The sequence below is a fragment of the Streptosporangium jomthongense genome, assembly GCF_042650425.1.
Classification (GTDB): domain Bacteria; phylum Actinomycetota; class Actinomycetes; order Streptosporangiales; family Streptosporangiaceae; genus Streptosporangium.
In genome coordinates, this window is record NZ_JBHSBC010000014.1 from 259,783 (window position 1) to 280,025 (window position 20,243).

A 20,243-nucleotide genomic window follows, 5' to 3' on the forward strand; every position below is an offset into this window, starting at 1 on the left:
GTTTCCCGTGCTCCGCCCCGTAGACCCCCACGGGGGACGGCGTCACGCGACTCAAGGGTTTTCCACAGGCGGTTCGTGAGACGTGGGGTTTTCCCCAGAACCGCGTTCGGCGGCCGGAGGGGCCACGGCGTCGCCGTACCGTCCTGGGCGTGCGGACAACAGATCAGGCCACCGAGCGGTTCACGGCCGGGGCACGGCTACGGCTTCTGACGGTCTCGGGCCCTCGCGAACCGGCCACCTTCCCCTCGCTTGCGGGGCGTCCCGGGGGCCGTGAGGCCCTGTTCCCCGAAGCCGGGGGCGGGACGGGGCCGTCATACGCCGGGGTGGCCTTCGGGGACGACCCGCCTTCCGCGGGCGGAGACGGCGAGGCCGCTCCGGACGGCGGTCCCAGGGGCGGAGGCGGTCCTGCGAGCTGGTTGCGGTCGGCCCCGGTGCCGCCGTTCCCGCCCTCCTTCGAGGCCCTCCGTACGGCCGTCGCAGCCCAGGGGCCGGTGCTCGGGCTCAGTCGTTCCGGGCTGCGAGCCCTCGTGCTCGTCGCGATCGTCGCCGCCGCGGTCGCGGGCGTCCACCTGTGGCTGTCCCGGCCGGAGTCTGAGCCCCTCGCGCCGCCCACACCGATCGCCGGTCCGTCCCCGGCCTCTCAGGAAACGGTGTCCCGTCCGCCCTCCGCACCGCTCACGACGGCGGTCCGGGCCGGGACCGGCCCTCCGGGGGTCCCCGAGGTCACCGTTCATGTCACCGGCAAGGTCCGTCGCCCAGGAGTGGTCACCCTGCCCGGCGGCTCCCGCGTCACCGACGCGCTCCGGGCTGTGGGAGGCGTGCGCGGAGGCGCTTCCTCGGGCTCCCTCAACCTCGCGCGCAGGCTGGTCGACGGAGAGCAGATCGTCGTCGGAGCGCCCAGGGCTCCGGGGGCCGTCGGCGCGATCGCGCCCGTCCCCGCCGACCCGGCGGCCGTCGTCCTCGACCTCAACTCCGCGACCCCGCAGCAACTGGAACAGCTACCCGGGGTCGGTGAGGTGCTGGCCCAGCGCATCGTCGAGTACCGCGACGGCCACGGGGGTTTCCGGGGGGTCGAGCAACTACGCGAGATCAGCGGCATCGGCGATCGGAAGTACGCCGACCTGAAGGACAGGGTCCACGTATGACCTGGTTGACCGGGCAGGCCGCGAACCCCGGTCAGGACACAGGCCAGGACACACCCGCGCGGGCGCACACCCTGCATCTGGTCCTGCCCGCCCTCGCCTCGTGGATGGCCGCTCTCGTGCTCGTGGGCTGCCCCGCGTCCATCGGGGCCTGCGCGGCTCTGACCGCCCTCGGCGGCGCGCTCCTGACGGCGGTGGCGATCCGCGCCCGGGGCCGTACGGCCTGGCGTGGGGTGGCACTCGCCGTGCTGGTGTGCGTGGCGGCAGCAGCCGGTGTGGTCGCCTTCCACGTGCACGCGGCCGATACGGGGCCGGTGGCCGAGCTGGCCCGGCGGCGGGTCTCGGCGACGTTCGAGGCGGTGGTGACGGACGACCCCCGGGAACGCGCCCAGCGTGGCGGCCTCTCCCGCAGGAGCGGCTTCGTGGCGCCCGCACGTGTCGAGGTGGTCAGGCAGACGTCCGGCACGGCGGGAGAACCGGGAGGTGCGGTGAGGCTGCGAGCCTCGGTCATCTTGCTGGCCACGGGAGAGGAGTGGCGTTCCCTGTTGCCCAGCCAGCGCGTAGCCGTACAAGGGCGGTTCGGGCCCGCGGAGCCCGGAGAACTGCTCGCCGCGGTGGTGCTGGTGCGGGGGCCGCCCCGGGTGCTGAGCGGGCCGTCGTGGGTCCAGCGCGTCGCCGGAGCGCTCCGTGCGGGGTTGCGTGAGGCCTCCGCGGTGCTTCCTCAGGGCCAGCGCGGCCTGCTGCCCGCACTGGTCGTCGGTGACATGTCCCAGATGGACGAACAGGTGAAGGCCGACTTCAAGCAGGCCGGCCTCAGCCATCTGACGGCCGTGTCCGGGGCCAACCTCGCAGTCGTGGCCGGGGCGGCCGTCGCGCTGGCCAGGATCATGGGCCTGCGTCTTCCGCTCAGGGCGGCGCTCGCCGTTCTCGCCATGGTCTTCTTCGCCGTCGTCGCCCGGCCTTCGCCCAGTGTGCTCCGTGCGCTGCTCATGGGCGGCGTCACCGCCCTGGCACTCGGTACGGGCCGCGCACGCGACGGCTTCGCGGCCCTGTCGGTGACCGTTCTGGGGCTGATCCTCTTCGACCCCGGCCTCGCGCGCTCCTACGGCTTCGCCCTGTCGGTCTTCGCGACCGGCGGCATCCTGGTGCTCGCGCCGCGCTGGCGGGACCGGCTCGCCGGGCGACTGCCCCGCTGGGCCGCGGAGGCGGTCGCCGTGCCCGCGGCGGCACAGGCGGCGGTCACCCCGGTGCTGGTCCTGATGTCAGGGCAGATCGCCCCGGTCGCCGTCCCCGCGAACCTGCTCGCGGGGCCCGCCGTGGCACCCGCGACGCTGCTCGGGTTCGCCGCCTCGCTGACCGCGCCGCTGCACATGGGCGCCGCGCGGTTACTGGCCCGCCCCGCGGGTCTGGCCACCGGGTGGATCGTCGGTGTGGCGGAACGCGCGGCGGGCCTTCCCCTGGCGGTGTTCCCATGGCCCGGTGGCCTCGCTGGACTGGCCGCGCTGCTGGTGGCCGCGCCGCTCGCCGTGCTGGCGCTGCGGCGCCGGTGGTCACGCCGGGTGGTCGCCGCGGTGGCCGTCGGGGTGCTCCTCGCCGTCGTCGTGGCCGGATCGGTCGTGACCCGTCGTTCCTCCGGAGGCTGGCTGCTGGTCGCGTGCGATGTGGGCCAGGGTGACGCGCTGCTGGTCGCCGCGGGTCCCGGTCGCGCCGTGGTGGTCGACACGGGGCCGGATCCCGTGCGGATGGACCGCTGCCTGAGGTCCATGGGGGTCAGGCAGGTCCCGCTCGTCGTCCTCACCCACCCGCACTTCGACCACGTCGGCGGCCTGGACGGGGTCTTCCGCGGCCGGCCGGTCGGAGCGGTCGTGGTCACCCCGCGCGATGTGGCCGAGCGCGAGAGCGTCCGGCTGAGCGCGGACCTGACCCGCCGGGGAGTCGCCGAGTGGACGGCGCAGCCGGGGACGCGGTGGCGCTTCGGCCCCTCGGAGCTCACGGTCCTCGCACCGTGGGACGGGACGTCCCCGCCAGGGGGAGGGGAGGGCACGACCATAAACAACGCCAGCGTCGTGCTGCACGTGCGCTGGGCGGCCGGTACCGCGTTGCTCAGCGGGGACGTCGAGACCGAGGCGCAGGCCGAGCTGCTCAGGAGAGGCCTGCCGCGGGCTGACATCCTCAAGGTCCCCCACCATGGTTCGGCGAGATATGACCCCGGCTTTCTCGCGGCCACCGGTGCTCGCGCGGCACTGATCAGCGTGGGTGCGGGCAACGACTACGGCCACCCGGCTCCCTCCACCGTCACCGGGCTGCTGGCGCTCGGTATGCGGGTCTATCGGACGGACCTGTCAGGCACGCTGACCGTGGTCGCACGGGAGGCGGGACTGGCCGTCGTCAGAGAGAGGTGACGTCTCTGGACGACCTTCGGCCCGGATACTCCCGGAGGAGTCGGGCGCCTTCGGGCGGATGCCGACGTCTTCGAGGAATCCCGGTGCTCTGGGACGTTCCCCGAGGCCTCGGCCGCCCTGGGACGGCCTGGACGCCGTCGGGTGACTCGGACGCCGTCGGGCGGCCCGGCGTCTTGGGCGGCTTGAGTGCTCTCGGTGTCCATGGACGCCGATCGACGTGCCCGGCGGAGAGTTAGGCTTTGCTTCATGATCAAAACATGGGACGCCACGGCACCGGGGGTGATGAGACTGCCGTCGGGGCGGCTCGTCCGGGGCCGGGGCCTTCGGTACCCGCTTCCCGAGGGGGAAAGACCCGTCTTCGCGCTCTACCTTCTGGGACGACGGCCTCCCGCCGTCAGCTGGGAGCACCGCTGGCTCCGCTGGCCCGACTTCTGGCTTCCGTCCGACCGGACGGAGGCCGTCAAGGCGCTGCGCGAGGTCTGGGAACGTGCCGGAAGTGAGCGGGTCGAGGTCGCCTGCGGCGGTGGGCGTGGCCGTACGGGCACGGCTCTGGCCTGTGTCGCGGTGCTGGACGGGGTTCCGGCCCCGGAGGCGGTCGCCTACGTTCGTGAGCACTACGCCGCAGGGGCCGTCGAGACGCCCTGGCAGCGCCGCTACGTGGCCCGATTCCCATGACGACGGGAAACGACGGTCTTCCGGCCTGGCCGCTACCGGACGCGCCTGAGGACCTTGTCGTTCACGAAGGGCAGTTCCACCGGGTGATCGTCGGCGCGGACCGGGTCGTGTGCCTGCCGCGCACCAGGGCGGCGGCCTCCCGGCTGCCCCGGCGCGTGGAGGTGCTGCGGCTGCTCGCGGAACTCGACCTCGGGTTCGCCACGCCCTCGCCCCTGTTCGAACACGGCACCCGGTACACGGACGGGCGATCGGCCCCCGGGGGTGACGCCGGGGACGCGCTTCTCGGACACGGCACCGGAGACGTGGACGGATGGCCCTTTCTCGTCCTCAGCCGTGTTCCCGGGGCTCCGCTCGAGGTGGACACGCTCAAGGACCCCGCCGTGGCCGAGGCCGTGGCGGCACGGTACGTCACGCTGCTGGCCTCACTGGCCGGGGCGGGTTCGGACGAGAGGGCGCGGGCCGCCCTGACGGCGCCCCGGGACCGCTGGCGGTGTTTCGCGCAGGATGTCAGGAGTGAGCTGTTCGGGCTCATGTCGCAGGACGGGAGGCGGCGGGCAGACCGGGAACTCGTGGCCCTCGACGACCTTCCGCATCTCACCGACGCGCTGGTGCACGGCGACCTCGGTGTGGAGAACGTCCTGTGGGAGATCGTCGATGGACGGCCCCGGCTCGGCGGGGTGGTCGACTGGGACGAGGTCACGATCGGAGACCAGGCCGAGGACCTGGCGGCGATCGGCGCCGGTCACGGCGGGGCCTTCCTGAGACGGGTGTTCGCCCTCGGCGGCTGGTCCGGTGACACGGCGGCCCGTGTCACCGTGATCGGCCGGACCTTCGCCCTGCAGCAGGCCCTGTCCGCCTTCCGGGACGAGGACGAGGAAGAACTGGCGGACGGCCTGTCCGCCTACCGTTGAGCCCGCCGGGTCTCCGGGTCAGACCGGGACCGCGGTCTCAAGGGGACGGTGGAACTCGGTGTCGATGTCGGCGGCGTAGAGGGAACGGCCGCAGGGGGAGCAGCGATACATGATCGGCCCCTCGTCGAGGGCCGTGCCGCAGTGCGGACAGGTGTGACGGCTGACGGTGGAATTCATTGGGAATCTCTCCTCTGTTCACCTGGAGTGTGCCGTACGTCGCCTGCGGATCGGTTGCGAATCGCTTGTCGATCGATACTCGGGTTTGTTCGCCTCGGGCGGCGCGGGTCGCCGGAGAGGGGGCCGAGGCGCCGCACACGTGGCACAGGCCGAATCTCCGGCACTCATGCCGGGGAGCGCGTCAATCGACTGGCCGCACGTGGCATGCTGCTGGACATGGCGGCGACCAACCCAGCACCGGTGACCCTGGTAGTCGGAGACGAGGAACTCCTCGCGGACCGCGCGGTCGGCGAGGTGGTCGCCGCGGCGCGGGCGTCCGACGCGGGGGCCGAGGTGCACGACCTGGTCGGCGGGAAGGTACAGCCGGGGGAGCTGACCCAGCTGACCTCGCCGTCACTGTTCGGCGACAGGTCGGTGGTGGTGATCCGCTCCGCGCAGGACCTCGTCAAGGAGGTGATCGCGGAGATCGTCTCCTACACCGCGAACCCGTCTGAGGACACCGTGCTGGTCCTGGTCCACCCCGGCGGGGTCAAGGGCAAGGCACTGGTCGACGGAGTCAAGAAGGCCAGTGCCCACGTGGTCACCGTGGCCAAGGTCACCAAGCCGGCGGAACGGCTCGCCTTCGTCAAGGCGGAGCTGAGGCGGGCGGGGCGCACCATCGGCGGCGACGCGGCGGCCGCGCTGCTCGACGCGGTGGGGAACGATCTGCGGGAACTCGCCGCAGCCTGCAACCAGCTCGCCTTCGACACGCCGGGCAAGACCATCGACGAGGCGGCCGTCGCCCGCTATCACCGGGGGCGGGCCGAGGTCAGCGGATTCACCGTCGCGGACTCCGCCGTCGAGGGGCGCCTGGGTGACGCCCTTGAGCAGTTGCGCTGGGCGCTGGCCACCGGCACGGCGCCCGTTCTGCTGGTGAGCGCGCTCGCCGGAGGCCTGCGTTCGCTGGCGAAGGTCGGCGGGGCGCCGCGCAACATGCGTGGCGGGCAGCTCGCCAGTCACCTCGGCATGCCTCCCTGGAAGGTCGACCGGGTACAGCGGCAGCTGAACGGCTGGGGTCCTGAGGGGATCGCCCGCGCCCTTCAGGCGACCGCGACGGCCGACGAACAGGTCAAGGGTGGCGGCGCCGATCCCGCCTACGCGCTTGAGCACATGGTGCAGATCGTCGTCGCCAGCCGTACCGGCCGTTAGCCCGCGTCGGGGGTCGAGGAGAGGCGGGCGCGGCGGAACGCCGGGAGCTGGCCCGCGACCGTCGCGGCCAGCGCCAGGAAGAAACCGGTCAGCTGGAGCGGGCTCAGCGACTGGTTCAAGACGATCCAACCGGCCAGGGCGGCGGTGAGCGGGCTGAGGGTGCCCAGCAGGGAGACCTGCGGGGGCGCCAGACGGCCGACCCCGCGAAACCACAGACTGTAGGCGGCGGCCGTACCGACGAGGCCCAGCCAGGCGTAGCCGGCGACGGCGGCGCCGTCCAGCGTGGGAGGCGGCCCCTCGACGGCGAAGGCGACCGGGGCGATCATGAGGCCGCCCGCGGTGAGCTGCCAGCCGGTGAGGGTCAGGTCGCCGACGCCGGGTGGTTTGCCCCACGCACGGGTGAGGACGACCCCGGCGGCCATGCCGGTCGCGCCGAGCAGACCCGCGGCGACTCCCGTGACGTCGAGGGCGGCGTTGGCCCTCAGCACCACGAGGGAGACGCCCACGGTGGCCGCGATCGCGGCGGCGACACGGTGGAGCGAGACGGTCTCGCGGAGCACGGCGCGGGTGAGCCCGGCGACGATGAGCGGCTGGATGGAGCCGAGGACGGCCGCGACCCCGCCGGGCAGCCGGTAGGCGGACAGGAACAGCAGCGGGAAGAACAGGCCGATGTTGAGCCCGCCGAGCACCGCCGCCCGCCACCACCAGTCGCCGCGGGGCAGCGTGCGTGTCACGGCCACCAGGAGCAGCCCGGCGGGGAGCGCGCGCATCAGGGCGGTGAACAGCGGGCGCTCCGGAGGGAGCAGCACGGTGGTCACGACGTAGGTCGTGCCCCAGACCGCCGGGGCGAGTGCGGTGACGGCCACCAGGGCGGCACGGGGGGAGGGCACGGGATCTCCTTCAGAAGCCTCGACGTCGATTAACTTGGCATTGAGTTAATCGACATCAAGCTATGTGATCGCGCGAACCCCTCCGAGCCGCCCAAAGGGAACAAAACAAGAACGCCGCGCCCCGTAGGGCGCGGCGTTCCGAAGAACCCTGGACTACTTGGCGGCCGCGAGGGCGGCGGCGCGCTGGGCGATCGCCGACTTGCGGTTGGCAGCCTGGTTCTTGTGGATGACGCCCTTGCTGGCGGCCTTGTCCAGCTGGCGGGAAGCGGCGCGCATGAGCACGACGGCCTCGTCGACGTTGCCCTGGTCGGCGGCCTCGCGGAACTTGCGGACGGCCGTCTTCAGGGAAGACTTGACAGCCTTGTTACGCAGCCGGGCCTTCTCGTTCTGCCGGTTGCGCTTGATCTGGGACTTGATGTTCGCCACGAAGAAGCCTCGGTGAATGTCGTCGGAGTGGGGCGCGCGGGCAGAGAGGGCGCGCCACACGCAGTTGAATAGGCTACCAATCACCCGGGTGGTCGCTCAAATCGACAACCTGGGCGTAGGAGTGTTCACCCAGCTTACCGTGTCCGCCTCCGGCCGCGTGCGCGCATCGCCGTCGGAGAGTCGTCGGAGAGCCGTCAGGGGGCCGCCGGTCTGGAAGGAGGGCTTCGGTGGCGTCAGGGGTTGAACCAGGAGTCCTCATACTCCTTCCAGTCCTCGGGCGTGGCGGCGAAGTCCACATAGAGCGCCAGCCCGAACAGCTCCCGGCGGGTCCCGTGCGAGGTCAGCGCCAGTCTGGCGCCCTCGGCCGCCGTCGCGACGCTCTCCGCCGCGTCCCCCCAGACCACGCCGTGGTCGTGGTAGGCGGGTGCGCCGATCAGCACCGTCTTGTCGTCCGGCACGAGGCCGAGCGCCAGGGTGCCCTGCCGTACGACGTGGCCGCCGTAGAGGATCGTGGAGGGGTAGTAGGAGTCGTAGGTCATGATGGCCACCTGGTCGGTACGGGAGGCCACATCCCTGAAATAGTCCGGGGACCAGTACTTGTCGTGGCCGATGGCCAGACGCGCGAGGGGCCGGGTGAGCGGGAACGGCTCGATCTGGGGCGTCGAGACGGAGAGCAGGTCCTTGCCGACGATCTGGCGGGTCCGGTCGAGCAGGTCGAGGAAGCCGGCGTCGCCGTCCCCGACCGGTTCGAAGTCGTAGTGCACGCCGTCGTAGCCCACGGCCATGACCGCGCGGGCGCCGTCGAGCACCTGCTGGCGCGCGGCCGCGTCGCCGAGGCTGAGGCGGCCGTTCACCTTCTGCCCCAGCCACGCCGAGACCCGGACGCCGGGAAGCCGCGCGTGGATCTCCTTGAGGAAGGCGGCGGCCCCGGAGTACTTCTCGGGGGAAAGCGCGCCGTCGAGGCCGAACGGGCCCGAATGGACGTACAGGTCCTTGATCCCGGTGCCGCGCAGCCGTACGGCCAGGGCCTTGACGTCGGCGGCGTCCTTGCGGCCGTCCACCCACATGTGACCGAGCCACAGGGCGTCATGGCCCGTGCTCTTCGCCCACGGGGCGGGCGTCCCGGTAAACTGGATCGTGAGGGTGGCCGCTGCCACCCCGGGCAGCACAAGGAGCACGGCCGCGACCGCCACGAGAAGGCGCAGGCCGCGTCGTGCTCTGGTCCGGGTAATCACCCGGACATGTCACCATGGAGAACGGCTGGTATGCCAGCCGTAGATCGTCGTCAATCCCGTCGAAACGGACACCGGTGCGCATTCAGCCTGGCCAGACCGATCCCGCGGTGATCCGCAACTTCTGCATCATCGCGCACATCGACCATGGCAAGTCAACGCTTGCCGACCGCATGTTGCAGATCACCGGCGTGGTCGACGACCGCTCCATGCGCGCCCAGTATCTCGACCGGATGGACATCGAGCGCGAGCGCGGCATCACGATCAAGTCACAGGCGGTCAGGCTGCCGTGGCAGGTCGACGGCGCCGACTACGTCCTCAACATGATCGACACCCCCGGGCACGTCGACTTCACCTACGAGGTCTCCCGCTCCCTGCAGGCGTGCGAGGGCGCGATCCTGCTGGTCGACGCCGCGCAGGGCATCGAGGCGCAGACGCTGGCCAACCTCTACCTGGCCATGAACAACGACATGACGATCATCCCGGTGCTCAACAAGATCGACCTCCCGGCCGCCCAGCCGGAGAAGTACGCCGCGGAGATCGCCCACCTCATCGGCTGCGAGCCCGAGGACGTCCTGAAGGTGTCCGGCAAGACCGGCGTCGGCGTCAGGGAGCTGCTCGACCACGTCGTCGAGCGGGTCCCCGCCCCGGTCGGCGAGGCCGCCGCCCCCGCCCGCGCGCTGATCTTCGACTCCGTCTACGACACCTACCGCGGCGTGGTCACCTACGTCCGGGTCATGGACGGCCACCTGGGCAAGCGTGAGCGCATCCTGATGATGTCCAGCGGCGCCACCCACGAGACCCTGGAGATCGGCGTCATCTCCCCCGAGCCCAAGATCGCGGACAAGGGCCTCGGCGTCGGTGAGGTGGGCTACCTGATCACCGGCGTGAAGGACGTGCGCCAGTCGCGGGTGGGTGACACCGTCACCTCGGGCGCGCAGCCCGCCGCGAAGCCGCTCAGCGGTTACGAGCACCCCAAGCCGATGGTGTTCTCCGGCCTCTACCCGATCGACGGCGACGACTACCCCGAGCTCCGCGAGGCGCTGGACAAGCTGCAGCTCAACGACGCGGCCCTGGTCTACGAGCCGGAGACCTCGGCGGCGCTCGGCTTCGGCTTCCGCTGCGGCTTCCTCGGCCTGCTCCACATGGAGATCGTCAGGGAGCGCCTTGAGCGGGAGTTCAACCTCTCCCTCATCTCCACCGCGCCCAACGTGATCTACCGGGTGATCATGGAGGACGCCAAGGAGTTCACGGTCACCAACCCCTCGGAGTTCCCCACGGGCAAGGTGGACAAGGTCTTCGAGCCGATGGTCAAGGCGACCGTGCTGGTCCCCTCCGAGTTCATCGGCGCCATCATGGAGCTGTGCCAGAACCGCAGAGGCAATCTGCAGGGCATGGACTACCTGTCCGAGGACCGAGTCGAGATCCGTTACACCATGCCGCTCGGCGAGATCATCTTCGACTTCTTCGACCAGCTCAAGTCCCGCACGCGCGGCTACGCCTCGCTCGACTACGAGCCCTCCGGCGAGCAGGAGTCCGAGCTGGTCAAGGTCGACATCCTGCTCCAGGGCGAGGCGGTCGACGCCTTCAGCGCCATCGTCCACAAGGACAAGGCCTACTCCTACGGCGTCGAGATGGCCAAGAAGCTTCGCGAGCTCATCCCGAGGCAGCAGTTCGAGGTGCCGATCCAGGCCGCCATCGGCGCCCGGGTCATCGCCAGGGAGAACATCCGCGCCATCCGCAAGGACGTGCTCGCCAAGTGCTACGGCGGCGACATCTCCCGTAAGCGCAAGCTGCTGGAGAAGCAGAAGGAGGGCAAGAAGCGGATGAAGATGGTCGGCCGTGTCGAGGTCCCCCAGGAGGCCTTCGTCGCCGCGCTGTCCACCGAGTCCTCCTCGGCGGACAAGCCGAAGAAGTGAGATGCGACGCCCCCGCCCGCGAGGAGCGCGGACGGGGGCGTCGGGGTGGTGCGGGCGGGGCGGCCGATGACCCAGGATCGCCGGCCCCGCCCGGTCTCAGGGGAGACTCAGCGCAGGACCTTGTAGAGCGCCGAGGTGAGGGACGCCTTGTCGTCGTCCTGGTCGATGGACCACATCATCGAGCCGCCCAGGCCCCGCAGGCGGATGTAGGCCGCCTTCTGGAGCACCGTGGCCGGGTCGTCGTAGGACCAGAACTCGTTGCCGTCGTAGAGCCAGTTGGCGCCGGTCAGCACGTCGCGGTAGCGCTTTCCTGGCTTCTTGACCAGGTTCTTGTAGTCGTCGGTGCCCGCCGCCCAGGTGCCCTGCGCGGGGCCGGTCGCGGGCTTGAACAGGCCGTTGCCGCCCGCGGTCACACCGGTCCAGCCCTGGCCGTACGCCGGGATGCCGACCACGATCTTCTTCGCCGAGGCGCCGCGGTTCAGGTAGTCGCGCACGGTCTGCTCGACGCTGTACTTCACCGTGTTGGGGTCGCGCCGGTCGGTGAACAGGTTGCCGTTGTGACCGGTGATCGGATCCCACGAGCCGCGCAGGTCGTAGCCCTGGATGGTGGCGAAGGTGAGGTTCTTGAAGACGTCGCGGACCTCGAAGCCCGCGTCGATCTTCGGTCCGCCCGCGGGCAGGAAGGCCGTCAGCTCACTGCGCCGGTCGTACTGGTTGAGCTGGCGGCGCAGCTCGGTGGTGAACAACGTGAAGTTGTGCTTGTCCTCGGGCCTGACGACGTTGCCCTCGTTGCCCTCGCTGCCGGGCCACTCCCAGTCGAGGTCGATGCCGTCGAACACGCCCGCCCCGGTGCCGGCCGCGGTGTCGGGCAGGTTGCCGCGAAGCCACAGGTCGATGCAGGAGGCGGCCAGCTTGGCGCGGCTCTCCTCGGTGAGGACGGCGTCGGAGAAGTACTTCGAGCCGCTCCAGCCGCCGAGGGAGATCAGCGCCTTGAGGCCGGGGTGCTTGGCCTTGAGCTTCTTGAGCTGGTTCAGGTTGCCGTTCAGGGCCTGGCCTGGGGCGTCGGCGACGCCGTCCACGCTCTGCTCGGCGGGTACCGGTCGCTGCCAGTCGGCCCAGGCGTCCGAGGAGACGCACGTACCCTCGGCGCTGACGGACCCGAAGGCGTAGTTGATGTGGGTCAGTTTCGCCGCCGCGCCGCTGGTCTCCATGTCCTTGACGTGGTAGTTGCGTCCGTAGACGCCCCACTGGATGAAGTAGGCGACCCGCTTGAAGCGGTCACCGTGGCCGGTGTTGGTCTGGGCCTGGGCGGGCGCCGGGGCGGCGGTGGCCGCGAGACCGGCGGCCAGGGCCGCGGCGAGCGTGTTCCGGAGGAGTCTCTGCACGGGCTTCTCCACGTTGCCTGGGGGGCCTTGGGGGGTGGAACTTATAGGAAACTTTCCTTTAAGTTTTCCCGGATCGTAGACCTGGGCGATCTACCCGTCAACGGTCTGGCCGGATCCGGCGTACCGGGCACCGCGTCCGGGGCGGCAGACTTGGTCACGTGCCATCCACACTTCCCGACGGCGATCCGGTACCCCCCTCGGGTGACCTGCCGGAGAGCGCGCTCCACGGCCTGGGGGAGCGGCCCTTCGGCTTCTACGTCCACGTCCCCTTCTGCGTGACCCGGTGCGGCTACTGCGACTTCAACACCTACACCGCCTCGGAGCTGGGCCCCGGCGCCTCCCGCGAGGACTACGCGCGCACCGCGATCAGGGAGGTACGGCGAGCACGCGCCAACCTCGGCGAGGCCGACCTGCCGGTCCGGACCGTCTTCTTCGGCGGGGGCACCCCCACCCTGCTGCCCGCGGCCGACCTGGTCGCGATCCTGAAGGTGATCGGGGAGGAGTTCGGCCTCGCGCCGGGCGCCGAGGTGACCACCGAGGCCAATCCCGAGTCGGTCGGCCCGGCCTACCTTGAGGAACTGCGCGACGGCGGGTTCACCCGGATGAGCTTCGGCATGCAGAGCGCCCGCGAGCACGTGCTGCGGGTCCTCGAACGGGCGCACACCCCCGGCCGCCCGGCCCAGGCCGTCGCGGAGGCCCGTGCGGCGGGGTTCGAGCACGTCAACCTGGATCTGATCTACAGCACGCCGGGGGAGAGCGACGACGACTGGCGGGCCTCCCTGGCCGCCGCGATCGAGGCGGGGCCCGATCATGTGTCGGCCTACTCGCTGATCGTGGAGGACGGCACCAGGCTGGCGGCCAGGATCCGGCGAGGCGAGCTGCCGATGCCGGACGACGACGTGGCCGCCGACCGCTATCTCATCGCCGACGGCATGCTCGCCGAGGCCGGGTTCGAGTGGTACGAGGTGTCCAACTGGGCCACCTCGGAGGCGGCGCGCTGCAGGCACAACCTGCTGTACTGGACCGGCGGCGACTGGTGGGGGGTCGGTCCCGGAGCGCACAGCCACGTCGGGGGCACCCGGTGGTGGAACGTCAAGCATCCGGCGGCCTACGCCCAGCGCCTGACCTCCGGTGCCTCGCCCGCGCACGCCCGCGAGGTGCTCACCTCGCAGGACAGGGCGGTCGAGCGCCTGATGCTGGAGCTGAGACTCTCCGCGGGCTTCCCGCTTCGCGAGCTGGACAGGCCGAGGGTCGTCGCCAGAGCCCTGGCGGACGGCCTGCTCGAAGTGGAGCCGTTCAAGACCGGGCGGGCGGTGCTCACGCTGCGGGGCCGCCTGCTGGCCGACGCCCTGGTGCGCGACCTGACCTGACCGGTACGGGACTCAGCTCACGAACCGGATGTTCAGCGGGTAACGGTAGCTCTCTCCGCGGTTGGCCGCGACGGCGGCGATGATCATCAGGATGAGTGAGCCGATCCAGACCAGCGGCATCAGCAGGAAGCCGATCAGCACGAAGGCCAGCACCCAGGAGACCAGATAGGCGATCATCAGGGTGAGCTGGAAGTTCAGCGCCTCGGCCGCCTGGGCCCGCACGTAGGGGGCCTCGTCCCGCTTGGCGAGGTAGAGCACCAGCGGACCGACGAACGAGGTCAGCAGGCCCAGCAGGTGGGCGAGCATCGCCATGGTCATGTCGTCGGTGCCCGGACGCGGGCCCTGCCCGCCGTAACCGGGCATACCGTACCCCTGGTGACCGTACGGCCAGCCGCCCTGGGGCGGGTACCCCTGGTATCCCTGCCCGGGAGGAGGCCCGGGGTAGGGCCCGGGGGGAGGGCCTGGAGGGGGGCCGGGCTGAGGGCCGGGCCACGCTCCGTACCCAGGCCGGGGGTGCTCCTCGTGCGGGAACCGCTCGGGATTGTCGCTCATGGGCCGTCTCCTCGATGGGGTGGGTCAGTCATCCTGGGCGGGGTCGGTCACGAAGTCGATCAGCCGCTCGACCGGGCCGAGGAGCTCCGGTTCGAGATCGGCGTAGGTGGTGACCGATCCGAGGATGCGGCGCCAGGCCTCCGCGGGATCGACGCTCCATCCGAGGGCGGCGATGACGCCCTCCTTCCACGGCAGGCCGCGCGGCACCCGGGGCCAGGCGGCGATCCTCAGCGCCGACGGTTTGACGGCCTGCCAGACGTCCACGAACGGGTGCCCGGCGACCAGCACGTGGGGCGAGGAGACCTCGGCCGCTATCCGGCTCTCCTTGGACCCGGCGACCAGATGGTCGACGAGCACACCGAGACGACGCTCAGGGCCGGGCCCGAACTCCGCGACGATCTTGGGGAGGTGGTCGACGCCCTCAAGGTACTCGACCACGACGCCCTCGACGCGCAGGTCGTGTCCCCAGACCTTCTCGACCAGCGCGGCGTCGTGCACGCCCTCCACGTAGATCCGGCTCTCCCTGGCGACCCGGGCCCGCAGGCCCTCGACCGCGATGGAGCCGGAGGCGCTGCGCCGTGGCCCCTGGGGTCCCCGGGAGCCCGGAGACGCGGCGGCGGGCCGTACCAGGGTCACCGTCCTGCCTTCGAGGAGGAACGCGGCCGGGTCGAGCGGGAACAGGCGCCGCCGCCCGAAGCGGTCCTCCAGGGTGACGGCCTCCTTGTCGCAGGCGACCACGGCGCCGCAGAAGCCGCTCTCGGCGTCCTCGACGACCATGTCGGGCTCGGCGGGGACCTGGGGGATCTTCCCCTTGAGGGGACGACGCCAGTTTCCCGCCAGCACGTCACGCTCGTACATCACCGGCCGTCAGCCACCTCTCGCAGGGGATCACGTGGGACGGTAGCAAAGAGCGGGCCTCACCTGCCGTAGGCTCCGGGCTGTCCCCACTGGGCCGCCGCGGCCGCGGCCTGGCGCTTGCGGGCGCCGCTGCGCTTGACCAGCACGACGATCGTCACGATGACGGCCAGCAGGAACCCGATCCCCGGCACGCCGAACAGCATCAGCGTGCCGCTGATCACCGAGTCGGCCACGATCTCCTTGCCCACGCCGAACTTGGCGTCGACCCCGCCCGAGGTGGTGCAGGTGATCGGGTAGTCGCCCGCCTTGTCCACCCCGATCCGCAGGGCGAGCTCCCACAGCTGCCCGTCGGCGGTGACGGTCTGCTGGAAGCTCGGCCGCTGGAGCTTGACGGTTCCCGGGGCGCCCTCGATCTGGCACTCGAAGTTCGTGCCCTTGGCCGCGGCGACGTAGATGGCGGGCTTGTTCGCCGGGTCGATGCTGACGGTCGTCTTCTGGTCGGGGCCGAAGGAGGAGGTCGGGGCGGCTTCGGTGACCGCGTTGAAGAGACCGCCCGCGAAACCGACGAAGCCAATGATCACGCTCAGCACGAAGAGCAGCCACACGCCGACGATCCAGCCGACGCTGGGCTTCACCTTCGGCGGCGGGCCCTGGGGGGCGCCGTATCCCGGGGGCGGGTAGCCGAAGGAGGGGCCGCCCTGCTGGTACTGCTGTTGCTGCTGGTGGGGCTGGCCGTACGGCTGCTGGGGGGTGCCGTAACCCGAAGGGGATCCGAAATCATTGGACATATACCTAATTGTGGCCCTTACCACTTGGATAGCGATAGCAGCTGACTTGACAATGGCTTGCTCCAGGACCCGCTCCCGCCCATCCTGGTGCCGTGTTATCGCACCCCCCGGGCTGGAGCCGTACACTTGGCACTCGGGAACACCGAGTGCCAGACCTGGCGTTTCCCGTCCGAGCGCAGGTAGGAGGTGAGCACGTTGGTTGACGACCGCAAGCTGGCGGTCCTACGCGCCATCGTCGAGGACTACGTGTCCACCAATGAGCCGGTCGGCTCGAAGGCTCTCGCGGAGCGTCACAACCTGGGTGTGTCCCCCGCGACCATCCGCAACGACATGGCGGTGCTGGAGGAGCAGGGCTACATCGCCCAGCCCCACACCAGCGCGGGCCGGGTGCCGACGGACAAGGGCTACCGGCTGTTCGTCGACCGCCTCTCCCAGGTGAAGCCGCTGTCCGGCGCGGAGAGGAGGGCCATCGAGAGCTTCCTCGCGGGCGCCGTCGACCTCGACGACGTCGTGATGCGCACGGTACGGCTGCTGGCCCAGCTGACCCGTCAGGTCGCCGTGGTCCAGTACCCCACGATCTCCAACTCCAAGGTCCGCCACGTCGAGCTGGTCCCGCTGAACGAGCACCGCCTGATGTTCGTGCTCATCACCAACACCGGGCGGGTCGAGCAGCGCGTGGTGGAGCTGCAGGAGGTCATCGACGACAACCGCGTGGCGCACCTGCGCGCGGTGCTCAACGCCTGCCTGGACGGCTGCGGGCTGGCCAGTGTTCCCGACATGGTCGCCGACCTGCCAGAACGGCTGCCAGCCGAGGACAGGCCCGTCGCGGCCACCATCCTTTCGGTCCTGCTTGAGTCCCTTGTGGACCGGCATGATGAGAAGATCGTTTTCGCCGGGGCCGCCAATCTCGCGGGGGCCGACTTCACCGTCGGGCTCCGCGACGTGCTGGAGGCCCTGGAGGAGCAGGTGGTGCTCATGCGCCTGCTCGGTGAGACCTCGGACCTGTCGGCGCTGACGGTGCGCATCGGCTCGGAGAACCCCTACACGGGTCTCCAGGGCACATCCATCGTCGCCGCCGGATACGGTTCGGGTGGCAAGCAACTGGCCCGGCTCGGTGTGCTGGGTCCGACACGTATGGACTACCCGGTCACGATGGGCGCGGTGCGCGCGGTGGCACGCTACGTCAGCCAGATCCTGGCTGCATCCTAAGAGGTCAACTAAGTGGCTACTAAGAGTGACTACTACGGCACCCTGGGGGTGCGGCGCGACGCCAGCGCGGAGGAGATCAAGAAGGCCTACCGCCGCCTGGCCAGGGAGCTGCATCCCGATGTGAACCCCGACCCTGAGACCCAGGAGCGGTTCAAGGACATCACCCAGGCTTACGAGGTGCTGTCCGACCCCAACAAGCGTCAGATGTACGACATGGGCGCCGACCCGTTCTCCTCGGGCGGCGCGGGCGCCGGAGGCTTCGGCGCCGGCTTCCCCTTCAGCGACATCATGGACGCCTTCTTCGGCGCGGCGGGCGGCGGCGCGGGGCGCGGTCCCCGCTCGCGGGCCCGCAGGGGCCGCAACGCCACCATCAGGGTCGAACTCGACCTGCGGGAGGCGGCCTTCGGCACGACCCGCGAGCTGGTGGTCGACACCGCGATCCTGTGCGAGGTCTGCACCGGCTCCGGCGCGGCGGCGGGCACCCACCCCGACACCTGTGACGTCTGCCACGGGCGCGGCGAGGTCTCCCAGGTCACCCGGTCCTTCCTCGGCCAGGTCATGACCTCCCGTCCCTGCCCGCAGTGCGGCGGGTTCGGTTCGATCATCCGCAACCCCTGCCAGGAGTGCTCCGGCGACGGCCGGGTCCGCACCCGGCGGACCATCAAGGTCCGCATCCCCGCGGGAGTCGAGGACGGCACCCACATCCAGCTCGCCGGCGAGGGCGAGATCGGTCCCGGCGGCGGCCCGCCCGGTGACCTGTTCCTGGAGATCGTCGAGCGCCCCCACGAGACGTTCGAGCGCCGCGGCGACGACCTGCACTGCACCGTGCAGATCCCGATGACCGCCGCCGCGCTCGGCACGATCCTGACGCTGGAGACACTCGACGGCGCCGAGGAGCTGGACGTCCGCCCCGGCACCCAGTCCGGGCAGACCATCCCGCTGTACGGCAAGGGCATCCAGCGCCTCAACGAGACCGGCAGGGGAGACCTGCTGATCCACGTCAACGTCGAGACTCCCGCCCGTCTCGACCAGGCTCAGGAGGAGCTCCTGCGCGAGCTGGCCAGGCTCCGCGGCGAGGAACGCCCGCCCGGCAAGTTCGCCCCCGGCCAGCAGGGCTTCTTCTCCCGCCTGCGGGACGCCTTCAATGGCCGCTGATCCGGCGGGCGCCCGCGGGGCCTGTGAGGGCCGATGACGGTTCCGGTCTTCCTGGCGGAGCCGGGTGACCTGGCCCGGCGGGAGTTCGTCTTCGGCGGCCCCGAGGGCCGCCACGCGGCTGCCGTACGGCGGCTGCGGACGGGGGAGCGGCTCGACCTCACCGACGGCGCGGGGGCGGTCGCCGAGTGCGTCGTGCTCGACGCGGGCAAGGACTCGCTCCGGGTGGAGGTGCTGCGCCGCTACGAGGTCGTGCCGCCGCGCCCCCGCCTGGTCGTCGTGCAGGGCCTGCCCAAGGGCGACAGGGGAGAGCTGGCCGTCGAGATGATGACCGAGGCCGGGGTCGACGTGATCGTCCCCTGGTCCGCCGCCAGGTGCGTCACCCAGTGGAAGGGCGAGCGCGCGGCCAAGTCCCTGGCCCGCTGGCGCTCGACCGCGCGGGAGGCGGGCAAGCAGTCCCGGCGCTTCCTGCTGCCCGAGGTGACCGAACCCGCGACGACCTCCCGGGTCGCCGCCCTGCTGGCGGAGGCCGCGCTCGGCGTCGTGCTGCACGAGGAGGCCGCCACGCCGCTGTCCACCCTTCCCCTGCCCGCAGGGGACGACGGCGACATCGGAGACGTCGTCGTGGTCGTCGGTCCCGAGGGCGGCGTCACCGAGGAGGAGATCGCCGCCTTCCGTGAGGCGGGGGCGGTGGCCGCGCTGCTCGGGCCCACGGTGCTGCGCACCTCGACGGCGGGCGTCGCCGCCGCGGCAGTGCTACAGGCCCGTACCGGCCGCTGGTGACGGGGCTCGCCGGGGCGCGAACGCCTCAGGGACGGGCCGCGGGGGCGGGAGAGGAGTCCGTCTGCACCGGGGTCCGCTGGGGGTCCTGAGGGCACTCGCCGGCCGCGCAGGGAGCCTCGGAGGGGCCACCCGTCTCCGAGGGCTCCGGCGGGGCCGGGGTCTCGGTCGGCTCCCCACACCCCTTCTGCGTCTCCTCGGGCTCGACCGTGGTGCCGGGAGAGGTCGTCCCGCAGGTCGGCGACGGTGACGGCTTGGGAGTCCTGGACGGCTTCGCCGACGGCTTCGGGCTCGGCGTCCCCGACTTCGAGGCCACCGGAGGCGCGGGAGGCGTGACGCCGGGCCTGGCCGGGGCGGGGGACGGCCCGGCGGTCCGCAGCGGAGGCCGCGACGTCGCGGACATCTCCGGGCTCGTCGGCACGGTGAAGTTGACCTCGTTGCTGTGGACCTGCTTCGTGTCGTGACGGAACTGCGGCACGACCACCACGACCGCCGCCGCGACGAGGACGGCCCCGGCGACGGAGGCTCCGGCGCGCCACCACATCAGCCCGCGGAGCCCGCGTCGCTCTATGCGGGCGCGGATGATCTCCAGACCGTCCGGGGAGGGAACGACCGAGTTCGCCTCCGCGCTCAGGGCACGGCGGAGAAGCTCGCCGTACTCGTCGTCGGGGGAGTCGGTCATGACAGTTGCTCCAGTGAGGTTCGTAGGGCGGCCATGCCGCGAGCCGTGTGACTCTTGACCGCGCCTTTGCTGATGCCCATCGCGTGGGCGATCTGCGCTTCCGACAGGTCACCGTAGTACCGCAGGACCAGGGCCTCCCGCTGCCGGGCGGGCAGGCCGCGAAGCGCCTCGATGACGGCGGACCTCTCCAGTTCGCCGATGGCGCCGTTCTCGGCGCTCGGCGCGTCGGGCAGGCCCTTCGGGGCGTACTTCTCAACGACCGCCCGGTGCCGCAGCACGGAGCGTGATCTGTTGACGACCGATTGGCGCAGGTAGGCGAGTGCCTTGTCGGTGTCACGCAGGCGGCGCCAGGCGCCGTGGATGGCGACGAACGCGTCCTGCACGACTTCCTCCGCGGTTGCCATGTCGCGGACGAGCAAAACTGCGAGACGCACAAGAGACCGATAGTGCGCGCTGTAGAGCGCGGTCACGGCCATGTCGGCGTCCCAACCGACGGGCACCGCCC

Annotated in this window: 20 protein-coding genes; 10 read left to right on the plus strand and 10 right to left on the minus strand. The window is 71.3% G+C overall.

The window, feature by feature from the left end; genetic code table 11:
- Window positions 1-149: 149 nt before the first annotated feature.
- From ACFOYY_RS15900 to ACFOYY_RS15915, 4 genes are all read left to right on the plus strand, one after another.
- On the plus strand, window positions 150-1,145 hold the full coding sequence (locus ACFOYY_RS15900) for a helix-hairpin-helix domain-containing protein (RefSeq protein WP_386190165.1): 996 nt from the start codon (window positions 150-152) through the stop codon (window positions 1,143-1,145).
- A complete protein-coding gene (locus ACFOYY_RS15905) occupies window positions 1,142-3,544 on the plus strand; it encodes a ComEC/Rec2 family competence protein (RefSeq protein ID WP_386190166.1) in 2,403 nt (800 codons plus the stop codon). Before ACFOYY_RS15900 ends, ACFOYY_RS15905 begins: the two co-directional genes overlap by 4 nt.
- Window positions 3,545-3,790: 246 nt before the next feature.
- A complete protein-coding gene (locus tag ACFOYY_RS15910; RefSeq protein WP_386190167.1) occupies window positions 3,791-4,219 on the plus strand; it encodes a protein-tyrosine phosphatase family protein in 429 nt (142 codons plus the stop codon).
- Complete coding sequence (locus ACFOYY_RS15915) at window positions 4,216-5,130, plus strand: phosphotransferase family protein (RefSeq protein WP_386190168.1); 915 nt, start codon at window positions 4,216-4,218, stop codon at window positions 5,128-5,130. The genes ACFOYY_RS15910 and ACFOYY_RS15915 overlap by 4 nt, the downstream gene beginning before the upstream one ends.
- 18 nt (window positions 5,131-5,148) lie before the next feature.
- Here the strand turns inward: ACFOYY_RS15915 and ACFOYY_RS15920 are convergent, their stop codons facing one another.
- Window positions 5,149-5,307 carry a hypothetical protein gene (locus tag ACFOYY_RS15920; RefSeq protein WP_352008590.1) on the minus strand — a complete coding sequence of 53 codons (159 nt, stop codon included), beginning with the start codon at window positions 5,305-5,307 and terminating at the stop codon, window positions 5,149-5,151.
- Window positions 5,308-5,523: 216 nt separating this feature from the next.
- On the opposite strand from ACFOYY_RS15920, the gene holA reads away from it, so the two are divergent.
- Window positions 5,524-6,495: a DNA polymerase III subunit delta gene (gene holA / locus ACFOYY_RS15925; protein ID WP_386190169.1), complete on the plus strand. Its 972-nt coding sequence runs from the start codon at window positions 5,524-5,526 to the stop codon at window positions 6,493-6,495.
- Here the strand turns inward: holA and ACFOYY_RS15930 are convergent.
- The 3 genes from ACFOYY_RS15930 to ACFOYY_RS15940 all read right to left on the minus strand — a co-directional run bounded on the left by ACFOYY_RS15930 (window position 6,492) and on the right by ACFOYY_RS15940 (window position 9,046).
- Window positions 6,492-7,385, minus strand: coding sequence for an EamA family transporter (locus ACFOYY_RS15930; protein ID WP_386190170.1), 894 nt, complete (start codon window positions 7,383-7,385; stop codon window positions 6,492-6,494). The two genes, holA and ACFOYY_RS15930, sit on opposite strands and share 4 nt — an antisense overlap.
- 153 nt (window positions 7,386-7,538) lie before the next feature.
- A complete protein-coding gene (rpsT, locus tag ACFOYY_RS15935; RefSeq protein WP_352008593.1) occupies window positions 7,539-7,811 on the minus strand; it encodes a 30S ribosomal protein S20 in 273 nt (90 codons plus the stop codon).
- A gap of 233 nt (window positions 7,812-8,044) precedes the next feature.
- On the minus strand, window positions 8,045-9,046 hold the full coding sequence (locus tag ACFOYY_RS15940; RefSeq protein WP_386190171.1) for a hypothetical protein: 1,002 nt from the start codon (window positions 9,044-9,046) through the stop codon (window positions 8,045-8,047).
- A gap of 74 nt (window positions 9,047-9,120) precedes the next feature.
- On the opposite strand from ACFOYY_RS15940, the gene lepA reads away from it, so the two are divergent.
- Window positions 9,121-10,962, plus strand: a complete 1,842-nt coding sequence (lepA, locus tag ACFOYY_RS15945; protein WP_352008595.1) for a translation elongation factor 4 — start codon at window positions 9,121-9,123, stop codon at window positions 10,960-10,962.
- Window positions 10,963-11,069: 107 nt separating this feature from the next.
- On the opposite strand, the gene ACFOYY_RS15950 is transcribed toward lepA, so the two are convergent.
- Window positions 11,070-12,347, minus strand: coding sequence for a glycoside hydrolase family 18 protein (locus ACFOYY_RS15950; protein WP_352008596.1), 1,278 nt, complete (start codon window positions 12,345-12,347; stop codon window positions 11,070-11,072).
- A 158-nt stretch (window positions 12,348-12,505) separates the two neighbouring features.
- On the opposite strand from ACFOYY_RS15950, the gene hemW reads away from it, so the two are divergent.
- On the plus strand, window positions 12,506-13,717 hold the full coding sequence (gene hemW, locus ACFOYY_RS15955; protein WP_362910791.1) for a radical SAM family heme chaperone HemW: 1,212 nt from the start codon (window positions 12,506-12,508) through the stop codon (window positions 13,715-13,717).
- Between the two features lie 12 nt (window positions 13,718-13,729).
- On the opposite strand, the gene ACFOYY_RS15960 is transcribed toward hemW, so the two are convergent.
- The 3 genes from ACFOYY_RS15960 to ACFOYY_RS15970 are packed head-to-tail and all read right to left on the minus strand — an operon-like array spanning window position 13,730 to window position 15,915.
- Window positions 13,730-14,269, minus strand: a complete 540-nt coding sequence (locus ACFOYY_RS15960; protein ID WP_386190172.1) for a DUF4870 domain-containing protein — start codon at window positions 14,267-14,269, stop codon at window positions 13,730-13,732.
- 24 nt (window positions 14,270-14,293) lie between these two features.
- On the minus strand, window positions 14,294-15,127 hold the full coding sequence (locus tag ACFOYY_RS15965) for a DUF3097 domain-containing protein (protein WP_386190272.1): 834 nt from the start codon (window positions 15,125-15,127) through the stop codon (window positions 14,294-14,296).
- A 59-nt stretch (window positions 15,128-15,186) separates the two neighbouring features.
- Complete coding sequence (locus ACFOYY_RS15970; protein ID WP_352008599.1) at window positions 15,187-15,915, minus strand: hypothetical protein; 729 nt, start codon at window positions 15,913-15,915, stop codon at window positions 15,187-15,189.
- Between the two features lie 195 nt (window positions 15,916-16,110).
- Between ACFOYY_RS15970 and hrcA the strand changes: the two genes are divergently transcribed.
- The 3 genes from hrcA to ACFOYY_RS15985 are packed head-to-tail and all read left to right on the plus strand — an operon-like array spanning window position 16,111 to window position 19,059.
- Window positions 16,111-17,124 (plus strand): heat-inducible transcriptional repressor HrcA, encoded by a 1,014-nt coding sequence (gene hrcA / locus ACFOYY_RS15975; RefSeq protein WP_352009440.1) that lies wholly within the window; start codon window positions 16,111-16,113, stop codon window positions 17,122-17,124.
- A gap of 12 nt (window positions 17,125-17,136) precedes the next feature.
- Window positions 17,137-18,279: a molecular chaperone DnaJ gene (gene dnaJ, locus ACFOYY_RS15980; protein ID WP_352008600.1), complete on the plus strand. Its 1,143-nt coding sequence runs from the start codon at window positions 17,137-17,139 to the stop codon at window positions 18,277-18,279.
- Between the two features lie 33 nt (window positions 18,280-18,312).
- On the plus strand, window positions 18,313-19,059 hold the full coding sequence (locus ACFOYY_RS15985) for a 16S rRNA (uracil(1498)-N(3))-methyltransferase (RefSeq protein ID WP_386190173.1): 747 nt from the start codon (window positions 18,313-18,315) through the stop codon (window positions 19,057-19,059).
- A gap of 25 nt (window positions 19,060-19,084) precedes the next feature.
- Here the strand turns inward: ACFOYY_RS15985 and ACFOYY_RS15990 are convergent, their stop codons facing one another.
- Both ACFOYY_RS15990 and ACFOYY_RS15995 read right to left on the minus strand, forming a co-directional pair.
- Window positions 19,085-19,738: a hypothetical protein gene (locus ACFOYY_RS15990; protein WP_362774638.1), complete on the minus strand. Its 654-nt coding sequence runs from the start codon at window positions 19,736-19,738 to the stop codon at window positions 19,085-19,087.
- Window positions 19,735-20,214 (minus strand): SigE family RNA polymerase sigma factor, encoded by a 480-nt coding sequence (locus tag ACFOYY_RS15995; RefSeq protein ID WP_184719763.1) that lies wholly within the window; start codon window positions 20,212-20,214, stop codon window positions 19,735-19,737. The genes ACFOYY_RS15990 and ACFOYY_RS15995 overlap by 4 nt, the downstream gene beginning before the upstream one ends.
- Window positions 20,215-20,243 lie beyond the last annotated feature (29 nt).